Source organism: Psychrobacter sp. H27 (assembly GCF_059072655.1).
This window is the reverse complement of sequence record NZ_JCACRX010000001.1, coordinates 2,088,943-2,101,565: the sequence shown is the minus strand read 5'-3', so window position 1 is coordinate 2,101,565 and position 12,623 is coordinate 2,088,943. Positions and strand designations below refer to the sequence as shown.

General features: G+C 43.5%; 10 protein-coding genes. 6 read left to right on the top strand and 4 right to left on the bottom strand.

Features of this window, described 5'->3' with window-relative positions:
* Window positions 1–24: 24 nt before the first annotated feature.
* Window positions 25–399, bottom strand: a complete 375-nt coding sequence (locus tag AC5JPY_RS08550) for a 5-carboxymethyl-2-hydroxymuconate Delta-isomerase (RefSeq protein ID WP_443525133.1) — start codon at window positions 397–399, stop codon at window positions 25–27.
* A 90-nt stretch (window positions 400–489) separates the two neighbouring features.
* Window positions 490–978 carry a Cys-tRNA(Pro) deacylase gene (ybaK, locus tag AC5JPY_RS08545; RefSeq protein ID WP_443525131.1) on the bottom strand — a complete coding sequence of 163 codons (489 nt, stop codon included), beginning with the start codon at window positions 976–978 and terminating at the stop codon, window positions 490–492.
* Window positions 979–1,226: 248 nt separating this feature from the next.
* On the opposite strand from ybaK, the gene plsB reads away from it, so the two are divergent.
* A complete protein-coding gene (gene plsB / locus AC5JPY_RS08540; protein ID WP_443525129.1) occupies window positions 1,227–4,031 on the top strand; it encodes a glycerol-3-phosphate 1-O-acyltransferase PlsB in 2,805 nt (934 codons plus the stop codon).
* Window positions 4,032–4,130: 99 nt separating this feature from the next.
* Here the strand turns inward: plsB and ettA are convergent, their stop codons facing one another.
* Entirely contained in the window at window positions 4,131–5,792 is a 1,662-nt protein-coding gene (gene ettA, locus AC5JPY_RS08535; protein WP_102090906.1) for an energy-dependent translational throttle protein EttA, read from the bottom strand.
* Between the two features lie 464 nt (window positions 5,793–6,256).
* Here ettA and AC5JPY_RS08530 point away from each other — a divergent pair, with 464 nt between their 5' ends.
* The 4 genes from AC5JPY_RS08530 (at window position 6,257) to AC5JPY_RS08515 (ending at window position 10,315) form a co-directional block, all read left to right on the top strand.
* Window positions 6,257–7,438, top strand: a complete 1,182-nt coding sequence (locus AC5JPY_RS08530; protein WP_443525128.1) for a flavin reductase family protein — start codon at window positions 6,257–6,259, stop codon at window positions 7,436–7,438.
* Between the two features lie 249 nt (window positions 7,439–7,687).
* Window positions 7,688–9,115, top strand: coding sequence for a fatty acid desaturase family protein (locus tag AC5JPY_RS08525; RefSeq protein ID WP_443525126.1), 1,428 nt, complete (start codon window positions 7,688–7,690; stop codon window positions 9,113–9,115).
* Between the two features lie 319 nt (window positions 9,116–9,434).
* Window positions 9,435–9,728 carry a GNAT family N-acetyltransferase gene (locus AC5JPY_RS08520; protein WP_443525125.1) on the top strand — a complete coding sequence of 98 codons (294 nt, stop codon included), beginning with the start codon at window positions 9,435–9,437 and terminating at the stop codon, window positions 9,726–9,728.
* Window positions 9,729–10,021: 293 nt separating this feature from the next.
* A complete protein-coding gene (locus AC5JPY_RS08515; RefSeq protein WP_319052233.1) occupies window positions 10,022–10,315 on the top strand; it encodes a 4a-hydroxytetrahydrobiopterin dehydratase in 294 nt (97 codons plus the stop codon).
* Between the two features lie 108 nt (window positions 10,316–10,423).
* Here the strand turns inward: AC5JPY_RS08515 and AC5JPY_RS08510 are convergent, their stop codons facing one another.
* Complete coding sequence (locus tag AC5JPY_RS08510) at window positions 10,424–10,579, bottom strand: DUF1328 domain-containing protein (RefSeq protein WP_114701374.1); 156 nt, start codon at window positions 10,577–10,579, stop codon at window positions 10,424–10,426.
* A gap of 474 nt (window positions 10,580–11,053) precedes the next feature.
* On the opposite strand from AC5JPY_RS08510, the gene AC5JPY_RS08505 reads away from it, so the two are divergent.
* Complete coding sequence (locus AC5JPY_RS08505) at window positions 11,054–12,340, top strand: saccharopine dehydrogenase family protein (RefSeq protein WP_443525124.1); 1,287 nt, start codon at window positions 11,054–11,056, stop codon at window positions 12,338–12,340.
* The last annotated feature ends 283 nt before the right edge of the window (window positions 12,341–12,623 follow it).

Sequence of the window (12,623 nt, the reverse complement as noted above, 5' to 3'; positions counted from 1 at the left end):
TAGACTTGAAAAGTATAACCGCTGTTAGCTGCCTAGCATCTTCTTGTGATACACCGCACTAATCTCTTCGACTTCCACACATATCTGCAGGGCTGCACGTCCTGACTGCTCGTGCCCTATCTTGTCCTCAATGGCTGCAACCAATAGCTCAGCCAACTGGTCACGAGTGGCCATATGACGTCCGCTCATCAACTTTAGGTGCGCATAAATAAATCCATTGGCCTGCTCATCATCTTCAATACCTACCAAAAATGTTTCCATGGGTATGATACGTGCCTTGATATCAGCAGGTTGTTTGAACTGTCCACTGTCCCACAGCGCTTTGTTTAGCGATTTGAGCAATGACTCTTCGTGAGCGATACGAACGTTTGGCGTGACTTGAAGGGTTAAATGCGGCATGAGTACATCCTTAGATATAGAGAAATTAATAAATAAATTGGCTCATCAGTTTACGCGTTCTGCCTGACTACCGTAAAATATTTATTGATATTATTCATCAGTAATCGCACTAAAACAGGCATCAAGTGTCTGAGCCAATTGTACGGGTGGCAGCTCAATCTCTAAACCGCGACGACCACCGCTGACATAGATGGTTAACTGATCTTGAGCCGTGCTATCTATCACTGTCTTCAGGCGCTTTTTTTGTCCTAAAGGACTGACGCCGCCCAGTACATAGCCCGTGCTGCGCTCGACTTGTTTTGGGTCAGCCATCTGTACTTTTTTGCAGGACAGCAATTTATTGGCAGATAACGCCTTGGCCATTTTTTTAAAATTAAGCGTTTTGTCTACTGGCAGTATCGCGACAGCAAGCACATCGCTATCCGTTGATACAACCAATGTCTTAAACACTTGTGTCGCATCCACGCCAAGCTTTTCTGCAGCTTCTAGTCCAAACGATGGGGCATGGCTGTCGTGAGTATATTCGTGTACTTGATAATCAAGACCACGTTTTTTGGCAAGGTCGATAGCTGGCGTCATAGGATTTAGGCTTAGTATAGTGAAGTTAAAAAGTAGAAGACACATATGTTTATCATATCTGTCACCACTGTATTATTACGCCAAACACCGTCATATTTCAAATATTTGGATTTTTTATATCATCTATCACTTACTATAGCGTGACCAGACCGTATTAATATTCGCAGTATATGCAGACACGATATATCGCTTTAATGGCTTTTATGGCATCATAAGCGCAACATATTTGACTATTTTTGATACTGATTATGATACCGAAGTTCCTAAAAAAACGGATTTTTAAAGCGCCAGTCGCGACTGATCGTACATCTGAAACTGACACTTCTGAAACTGACGCCGGTCCAGTCGCCACTAAGCCATACTCGAATGCACCGATCAATCAGTTGTATCGCAAGCTATCGGGTCAGCTACTCGATGTCGCGGTCAAACCCAAGCTACTTGGAGAATTGCCTGAGTTTGATAACGACGATCAGATACTCAGGTTTTATGTGCTACAGGACTATTCTCGCTCCAATAGTATTTTAATTGACTTGCAGACACAAGAGCACAACTTGCCGCCTGCATTGGTTGGGGTAAATGATACGGCCCACGGCATTAAAGAAAACGCTGCTATCATATTTTTGAACCACCCACATGCCAAAGATAATCCCTTATCCCCTCGTCTTTCGCGCTTAGTGTCTGCGGTCTTGCAACATCCAGAACTAAAGGTCCGCCTAGTGCCGGTGTCTATTTTATGGGGACGCGCACCTGAAAAAGAAGACTCGCTGTTTAAGCTGCTAACTGCTGATAATTGGCAGGATCCTAGTATCACTAGGCAGTTATTTAATATCGGTGTGATGGGCCGCGATACCTTTGTACAGTTTCATCCACCGCAAGACTTACGCACCATTATCAACGACAGCCTCAAAGGTGATGTAGAAGGACCTGCTGTTTTTGATTCGGTTTCTACAGACTTGGCTATGGCAGAACTAACACCAACTAACACCAAAAGTGCTGAAGACACCTCTACAAACGATGATGCAAAAACTGATGCCGAGGTAGCACCTAGCTATACTCTGGTTGCAGCCGCGGACGGCAATCGCGAGCTCGTACGTATGCTACAGCAGCAGTTGACGATCTATCTAGATAAGCAACGCGCTAGCATGCTGGGACCGGACTTGTCAGACAAACGTAACCTAGTGGACAAGCTGGTGTACTCGCCTGCCATCAAACATGCCATCGAGATGGAAGCAGCAGAGACAGGCACTAGCGTTCGAGACGCTCGTAGCCAAGCCCGCGGCTATGCCAATGAGATGGTCAATGACTACTCTCATTCTATTATCCGCGGATTCTATAAGTTTTTGACATGGCTATGGACGCAGTTGTATGACGGCGTGGAAGTTCATCACTTCGAGCGAGTGCGCGATCTAGCGACCGATTATGAGCTGATTTATGTGCCTTGCCATCGCAGCCATGTCGATTACCTATTGCTGTCTTATGTCATTTACAAACGCGGTCTAAGTATTCCGTATGTGGCGGCAGGTGATAACTTAGATGTACCTGTATTGGGACCATTATTACGCGGTGCCGTCGCTTTTTATATTCGTCGTAGTTTCCGCGGGAACGCCCTGTATACTGCGGTACTACGTGAATACATGCACACACTCATTACGCGTAATACCCCGATTGAGTACTTTATAGAAGGTGGTCGCTCACGCTCAGGTCGCCTACTACCTCCAAAGATGGGTATGCTTGCGATGACAGTGCATAGCCAATTGCGCAAAACCAATAAACCTGTAGTCTTTATTCCAACTTATATTGGTTACGAGCGTATCATGGAAGGCGGTACTTATGTTGGTGAGCTAAAAGGTAAACCAAAAGAGTCAGAGTCTTTGATTGGATTACTCAAAGTTGGTCGTAAGATTGAGCGCATCTTTGGCAATGTACATTTAAGCTTTGGTACACCACTGCATCTTAGCGACTTTATGACCAAGTTTGATGTTCCTGCTGACAGCTTGCCATCCGATCGTACTGACTCACCGCTCGATGAAAAAACCAGCGCTATGGTTGATAACATCGGTGTCAAAGTCATGCAGCATATCAATAAAGCAGCAGTGGTGACGCCTGTCTCGCTATTATCATTGGTTTTGCTGTCCGCACCGAAAGCTGCATTGGATGAAAATAGCTGCCGTGAGCAGATCGCTTTATACCAAGGCCTCGCTCAGCAACTGGTCTACGCAGAGGATACGGTGATCACCGATATGACACCGCAGCAAATCATCGATTATGGTATCAAGCTGAAATTGATCGAACGTACACCGCATATCTTAGGTGATATTATTCAGGTTGCAGGCAAGCAAGCTGCCCTGCTCAGTTACTTCCGCAACAATATTTTGCATGTGTTTATTCTATTGTCGTTCTTGTCCGCGCTAGTCGCTCGCAACGGCCGTATCAAACGCAGTCGCCTAGATAGTATCGCTGAGCAGCTATACCCATTCTTGCAAGGTGAGCTATTCTTATATTATCCCGCACATGGCTTGGCTGAGACCCTCAACAAAAAAGTCGACAGCTTACTCTCTCATGGGCTGATTGTTGAGCTGGGTGATGACACGCTTAGCGTTCCTGAGTCTAATAGCAAGCATTATCAGCAGCTGCAAGTACTGGCGACACCCGTTGGACAGAGTCTTGAGCGTTATTTCATGACGCTTGCCCTACTCGCTCAGCAGGGTTCTGGTAATTTGACTGAGAACGAAGTCGTTGACCTATGTCATCTGCTTGGACAGCGACTATCTGTACTATACGCCGATGATATTCCAGACTTCTTTGATCGCGCCTTATTCACCAGCTTTATCAGTGCATTGACTCGCTTAGACTATCTACAAAAGGATGACGAGACAGGCATACTGACCTTTGATCATCGTATCAATGACATCGCCAGTCACGCTAAGTACGTCCTAACGCCTGATATGATGCAAATCTTACAGCAAGTGGCGAGTCTAGACGAAGAAGAGATTACCCATGCGATTACTGAGATTAGTAATAAAAAGCAGCGTAAATTCGGGCGTAAACGTTAGTGTTGATTTAATAACTCATACTGACTAAATAGCTATAAAAAAAGACCGCTAATTATTAGCGGTCTTTTTTATTGTACTTAACTATACTAAACAGCCATATTAGTTGGTAATCTTCTTATACTTAGCACGTTTAGGAGTCGCATCATCGCCCATTGTTTTCTTGCGATACGCTTCAAACTCAGTATAGTTACCGTCGAACCACACAGGGCCTTCTTCTTCGAATGCCAAGATGTGAGTCGCGATACGATCAAGGAACCAGCGATCATGCGAGACCACCATGACGGTACCTGGGAATACTTGAATCGCATCTTCTAGCGCACGTAAGGTTTCGATATCCAAATCGTTTGATGGTTCATCGAGTAGCAATACGTTGGCACCCTGCTTTAGCGTCTTCGCTAATTGCAGACGGTTACGCTCACCACCGGATAGTTGACCGACGTGTTTTTGCTGGTCTGAGCCTTTGAAATTAAAGCGCCCAATATACGCACGGCTTGGCGTGGTGTAGTCACCAACCGTAATAATATCAAGACCATCAGAGACTTCTTCCCACACGGTTTTGTTATCATCTAGATGATCACGTACCTGACCGACATAGGCAACCTTGACACTTTCACCCAAATCAACTGAACCAGTATCTGGCGTATCACGCTCAGTAATCATGTTAAACAGTGTGGTCTTACCCGCACCATTAGGACCGACGATACCAACGATCGCACCCGCTGGTACGTTAAAACTTAGGTTTTCATACAGTAGACGATCGCCAAATGATTTAGAGATATCGTTGATCTCAATAACTTTGTTACCCAAACGTGGGCCTGGTGGAATATAAATCTCAGAGGTCTCATTACGTTTTTGGAACTCAGTTGAGTTCAATTCTTCAAAACGCTGTACACGAGATTTAGATTTGGCTTGTTGGCCTTTTTGGTTTTTACGAATCCACTCAAGCTCTTTTTTCAGCGCTTTAGCAAATGATTCTTCTTGCTTATTCTGCTGCTCTAGACGCGTGTTCTTTTGCTCTAGCCACTCAGTATAGTTGCCTTCATACGGATAACCATGGCCACGATCCAGCTCTAAGATCCACTGAGCAACATTATCCAAGAAATAGCGATCATGGGTAATGGCAACGATAGTACCGCTGTAGTTTTGCAAGAACTGCTCTAGCCATGCGACAGACTCGGCATCCAAATGGTTGGTCGGTTCGTCAAGTAATAGCATATCAGGGCGTGACAATAGCAGACGGCATAGTGCCACACGGCGTTTTTCACCACCTGACAGTTTGCTCACATCAGCATCCCATGGTGGCAGACGTAGTGCATCAGCGGCTTTTTCTAGCTGGTTATTTAAGTTGTGCGCATCCCAAGACTGGATGATATCTTCCATCTTGCCTTGCTCTTCAGCAAGTTTGTCAAAATCAGCATCAGGCTCAGCGTATTCAGCATAAATGGCATCTAGACGAGCGAGCGCGTCTAGTGCTTCGCGCATACCGTCTTCGACATTGCCGCGTACATCTTTGCTGTCATCAAGCTGTGGTTCCTGTGGCAAATAGCCAACTTTGGTACCTGCTTGCGCGCGCGCTTCACCACTAAATTCAGTGTCGACACCAGCCATGATACGTAGCAACGTTGATTTACCTGAACCATTGATACCTAGGACACCAATTTTGGCACCAGGGAAAAACGACAGGTTGATGTTCTTTAGAATTTCACGCTTAGGGGGAACAAGTTTTGACACGTTGTTCATCGTGTAGATATATTGAGCCATTAACACTCCGATAGACTGCATAGAAGAGAACAGCAAATACCACTCAGCAATGATGCCAAGCGTGCTGTACCTCAAAATCAGGGTTACAAATTATAGGTTATTATCGCATTGTGACGCATACCCTGCAAGCTAACAGGTTGTTTTCCCCTTTGTTTTGCTACTTTTGGTATTAAGCCATCTACTTTAGTGATATAAGTGTTCTAAAAGAGTCACTTAAAAGTTCGACTCAATACGCAAACCTAACATTCTGATTCATTAGTGTTTTATAAAAACCACAAAAAGTAGCATCAAAACTTTCGCAAATTTAATCAATAGCCGTTAGCATGTTAGGATAGCTTAATAGCGTTGGACAGATAGTTTGGGGTTATTGTCTACAACATGACTAGTAAGCTACCGCATGACTGACAAGCTGACATAGAATGTGCAACATTCATTTTAACCACAATCATAAAGGTACTGGTAATATGACCACCGGCTATCGCCCTGAAGTTATTCAACGTGCGTTTGTCGATTTTATCGGATCGCGCATCCATCCATTTTGGTCGCTGACGACGCCGAAGCTCAGACTTGTTGCGCGGTATCCATTGAGCGATGATTTGATTGCACTCAGATTTGAGACCAATGGCGCCTTTAGACAGCAATCTTTTAAAGAGACAGAGAGTTGGCAAGGCGGTCAGTATCTTGATTTACGCGTGCTCATCGATGGCGTTTATCATCAGCGCAGCTATTCAATAGTAGGATTGGCAAACCAGCCATTATGGTGGTCAGATGATACCAATACAAAAGCAGCAAAAAGCCGTCGCCATACAGTGACTATCGCCATCAAACCGCAAGGATTGATATCCAATTACCTCGCCAAGCAAATGCCGATGGCTAGCGTCGTTGATACGAGTGTGCCACTGGGTGGTTTTACTTTAGCGAAAACAAGCCTAGATAATAAAAGACTTAATCCTTTGTTGTTTATCGCTGGTGGCAGCGGTATTACGCCCATGTTAGGGCTCATTACCCAAGCGCTAGAGATCGGACATCCAGTGACTCTGCTGCATTATAGTCGTTCTGAACTGTCACAGCTTGAGCACCAGTGGCAACAACTAGGCGATGTACACTCGACCTTTAACTATCATCTGATTCGTACTGACACTCCTGCGACATACTTGGCTGGTGAGCGCTACTTGAGTGCAGATAGCCTGACGGCACTAAATCTGCCTCTAGCAGACACAATAATATTTGCATGTGGCTCACAAACTCTCTTAGCTGGCCTGTACAAAGCGGTAGCAGAGATCAGCTTACTCGAGGGTATCCAGCTACGCGACAATATTATTGTAGAAAACTTCGGTAGTGCGTTACCTGATTTTGAGGGTGATAGTGACCAGATAGATCGACAGCCACAGACAGAAGCGCACACCGTTTATCTACGTGCACGTCAGCGACAGTTTAGCAGTAACACGACTTTACTACTTGCTGCTGAGAGCGCAGATCTACGCCTAGCCTATGGTTGTCGGCAAGGTATTTGCCAGTTGTGCCGCTGCAATAAAGTCAGCGGCGTGGTCAAAAACATCCAAACAGGTAAGCTCAGCAGTGACGGCTACGAGTCTATCCAGACTTGTATCAATATCGCGATGACTGACGTGGTATTAGACGTTTAAGGCGTGTCATTATTGATGGTGTCAGACTTAAGATCTGGCCATTTTAAGCCGACAAAATTTAAAGATACGCTAGTTGATGACATACCTCAGTAGTATTGAAATGAAAATACGACCACTGACCCCTAACTATTGACCTCTTAAAACTAAAAAATAGACTGATGTTAACTCATATTGTATGCTAAAACTCAGATGACTTATTAAACCGGATCCAGTGCTGCTTATTCGTGCCGTTTCGGTTAAGGATTATTTATGCGCTTATTACCACCTATTACTCCAGCACAATCTGCCGTACCTACCTTGACGCCACTATCCGATACACAACGTGCAGCTCAAGGGCAGCTAGCATTAGCCCCAGAGATGTCTGACGCTCATAGCGACGATAAAATAACTGGCAGTGATAACCCGACAAACTTGCCATCACAGTCAGCTCGCTATCCAACACTGAGTAGTGCACCACTCACAAAAACACAAAGTGAGGCTTTAGGAGCAGAGCTAGATACTATCTATAAGAACGTGATGGATTCACTGGGCAGTGATGATGCTCGTTACATTCAGCGAATATATGCCACTGTGGCCTACAGTGAGGTTGCCGCACGTGGCCTTCTTGCCGCAGTAGGACATATGCCGTCGCGGCGCTCACAAGTAGCGACTTGGCTACTGGGCACATCCTTACTGAGCTTTAGCAAGATATTAAACAATATGGAGCTTGGGCACAATGTCATGCATGGGCAATACGACTGGATGCAGCACCCGCATCTCAACAGTCAAAAATTTGACTGGGATATTGTCTGTCCTGCGCCATTATGGCAGCACTCTCACAACTACCTGCATCACACATTTACCAATATTGTTGGTCGTGATCATGATGTCGGTTACCATCTGATCAGGGTCACTGATGAGCAGCCATGGGTACCAGAAGACCGTTATAATTTACTCAGTACGGCAGGGTTGGCACTTGGGTTTGAGTGGGCGGTTGCTTTTCATGATATTCAGATTAGCGCAGATGAGTATGCGGATTCTCCTGAGCTGCACCAAATCATGCAGCAAAAATCTTGTGCCCTATTTGCCAAAATCGGACGGCAAATGGGTAAGGACTATGTTGTATTGCCAACGATAGCAGCAATAACACTAGGACGCCGTAGCGCTGTGAGTACACTGAGTGGTAATGTCACAGCTAATATTGTCCGTAACCTATGGACATGGGCGGTGATTTTTTGTGGTCACTTCACTGAGCAAGCACATATCTACACCCGCCTCGATGCTGATGAAAGCAAAGGCGACTGGTACGTGCGGCAGATCCTTGGTTCTAGCAATATCAAGGGCAGCAAGTGGTTTCATATTTTGACAGGCAATCTATCCCATCAGATTGAGCATCACATCTTTCCTGATATGCCAGCCCGCCACTACGCTAGAATTGCGCCGCAAGTACAAGCCATATGCCACAAATATAATCTGGCATACAACACTGGGCGCTTTAGCACACAGCTTCGACAAGTCTTAGGACGCATTCACCACTTTAGCAAACCTAGCGAACAAGAATGGCAAGCGTACCAGCAGTCGGTATCACGTACGGACAATACTGCCACCAATGATGCTAAATCAGAGATCGAGGACGAAGGTGGACTCAGTCGGTTCTTGCCTCCTGTGGTTCGTAAAGCCATCTCATACGCACGGTAATATATTTAGATTGTTACTCTGATAAATCGATGCCAGATGTTTACGCGCTTAGATATTTAAACGTTTATATGTTTAAGTGCTTAGATAACTGAATACTTAAGTGATTGAGAAATGCCTAGCAGAGACAAGACATTAATAACGTTAACAATCACCCTATCGACCCTTACGGTAAGCGTCTAGAGTATTTAGTATCAATGTTGCATAGTTATATACTCAATTAGCAAAATAGGACTCGATAGGTCCCTACTGCTAGCGCCTTAACACTCAAAAGACCTTTAATTTACAATAAAAATCCGATAATAATAAATGGAGTTTATCAATGAGCAACCAAGTTTCTAAATCAGAATTAGATATTACGCATAATCAGGCAGCAAAACGTTTTGAGACAACTATTGATGGTCAAACTGGCTATATCAGTTATCAAGAGCGTGATGATACGCTTGTCTACGATCACACCATTGTCCCTCAGCAGTTAGGCGGCCAAGGTGTTGGGTCTGCATTGGTTGTACATGCGTTGGACTATGCACGTGCGCAAGATAAGAAAGTCATACCGCAGTGTTCATTTGTAGCCTCATACATCAGCAAACACCCTGAGTATCAAGATTTGATCTAGCCTGTTGTCTATCAGCGCGGCAGTTTTTGTTAAACCATGGTTTTGACAATGAGAGATTAGGGCATATCCCTAATTCAAACGTTTATCACTAAATAGAATAAAAATGGCTAAATCTTTGACAAATGGCGGCAAATAGCTGGTCAATATTTCGATATTATCTGTGCGACTTTCCTTATTTGTCTGCGATTTATCTCATTTTTATCATCATTTTTAAAATAGGGACATACCTTAGGAGACCTGCCCGCACATAACTGTTAATCAACCAATCCGATACAACAATAAAGGTTATTAATATGAGTAGTTTATCTGACAAACAAATCAATCTACAGCTAGAAGACCTTGCTGGTTGGCAGCGTGATGGTAATAGCATCGTCAAGACCTACCACTTTGCTGATTTCATCGAAGCTATGAGCTTTATGAATCAAGCAGCATTTCATGCTGAAGCACTCGAACACCACCCTGAATGGCGCAATACATACAACATAGTAGAAGTACGTTTGACCAATCAGGATACAGGTGGTATTTCTAGTTTGGATATTCGCTTAGCAAAACGAATGGAACATATCGTTCAGCCCAAACGTCTATAGTATTACGCTAAATGCATTAATAAGTAATTTTTTGAGTTAGACATAAAAAAGACCCTAATATTAGGGTCTTTTTTATAATTATGAATTTCTTAGAACGATAAGATTTTTTTACATTTTACGACTAACGAATGCGACGATAAATAAGATGACCGCAACGGCTAAGAAAATGTATGCCAGATTAGCAGATAGTCCTGCAACACCGCCAAAACCTAGTAAGCTTGCTAATAGTGCAACTACTGCGAAAATAATAGCCCAACGAAACATAATATTCTCCTAAAATAATTATTAAAAACCAGATAGTAAACTTTATATGGTATTCATTTAACTTCTTGTTTTTTTAATACCAGTCATATCTGCTTACAAACATAGATTAGCAATATTTTTTTCTAAAGAGCGTACACTTTGGTAATGATATCGGTAGGTTATGTAAACTTTGTAGCAACTCCTGGTATCTTTTATTTTTTATTGTCTTAATAATTACGCTATTTGGGATTATCTAATATCTTTTGATAATCTACTTATTGATTTATAACTGTGTACTTTATAGCTATGCCTATTAGAACTATGTACCTATTAGAAATATAGATAAGTAGCATTAGGATAGATGACCTAACTGTTTTCTGAAACAGATGTTTGGCAATGAAAACTGTAGCGACTCTATAAACTCCTAACCTATTTAAACCACTTGGTTTATAGTTTAAGGTCACATGATCATTCACTCTATTAAGGATAATACCCATGAATACCGAAACGGACACCGCAAAACCATCAAAACAAAGCAACACTGATAACCGCCCTTATGCCGTTATCTTGTATGGCGCAACGAGCTTTGTTGGTCAAATCACTGCTCACTACCTAACCAACTTTTTGTCTAATGCCAAAAACAAAGACGGTTCTAATATCACTTGGGCGATTGCAGGGCGCGACGAAGACAAGCTAAATAAACTACAGTCAAAGCTTGAGAGTAAAGTAGACATTATCATTGCCAACAGCAAAGATTCTGCCAGTCTCGATGACATGACAAAGCAGACACAAGTTATCATCTCAACCGTTGGTCCCTATCTAAAATATGGTGAGCCACTGATAAAATCTTGTGCTGAAAACGGCACTGATTATGTCGACCTTACCGGTGAGGCGATTTTTATTAAAGATATGATGGACAAGTATCAAGATACTGCCAAACAAAGCGGCGCACGTATCGTAAACTCTTGTGGATTTGATTCTATCCCGTCAGACTTGGGCGTTTATTTCTTACAAGAAAAGGCGGAAGAGAAGTTTGGCGAAACTTGTAATGTGATCAATATGCGCGTAAAAGCGGCGAAAGGTGGCATTTCTGGTGGAACGATTGCCTCGATGGCATCGATCTTTGAAGAAGCTGGAGAAGATAAATCACGCCGTAAACAAGTCGCCAACCCTTACTTGCTGAATGACGACGCAGAGGCACCCAATGTACGTCAAGACAATGTCAGCAAACCAAAGTACGATAGCAACCATAAACGTTGGTTAGCGCCTTTTGTGATGGCGACCATTAATACGCGTATTGTCCATCGCAGCAACCAACTACTCAGTTATGAATATGGTCGCGATTTCAAATATGACGAAGCCATGTGGATGCAAGACGGCGTTAAGGGTAAACTATCAAGTTATGCTATGAGTGCAGGGTTGCTGGGTTTCGCTACCGCCATGATGATCAAGCCAAGCCGTGAGTTGTTGTCTAAACATGTCCTTCCTAAGGCAGGGTCAGGCCCGTCTAAAGATGAGCAAGAAAACGGCTATTTCGATATTCGTCATTTTGGAGAAACGGCTAAAAAAGACACCATCACTGTCAAAGTCACAGGTGATAAAGACCCTGGTTATGGCAGTACCTCTCGTATGATTGCACAAGCAGCATTGTGTCTTGCACAAGATGTGAGTAAAGAGGACGTCGGCGGTGGATTTTGGACACCAGCTTCTGCAATGGGGGATAATTTGATATCTCGTCTAGAAGAACACTCAGGTCTGAGCTTTGAGGTTGTCGACGGCTAGTCGCTCGAACAATTTTTAAATAGCGATGGGTTAACGCTTATTACTTTTATGACCGTATCTTGGTAACAAGGTACGGTTTTTTGATGGCTGTACATCTATCAATCTTGCAGTGCATGTTAACAAATACTAATACCGTACTTTTTTAGTAAACAATGTTGCGGCTTTTCGATTTTTTAATACATTATGCTACACATTCCTAGCGTAATGTCACAGCCATGACTGGGGCAGTACGCTAGGATGAAACAGGTCATAAAGTCCGTTCTATAGAAAATAAGAAAGAGAC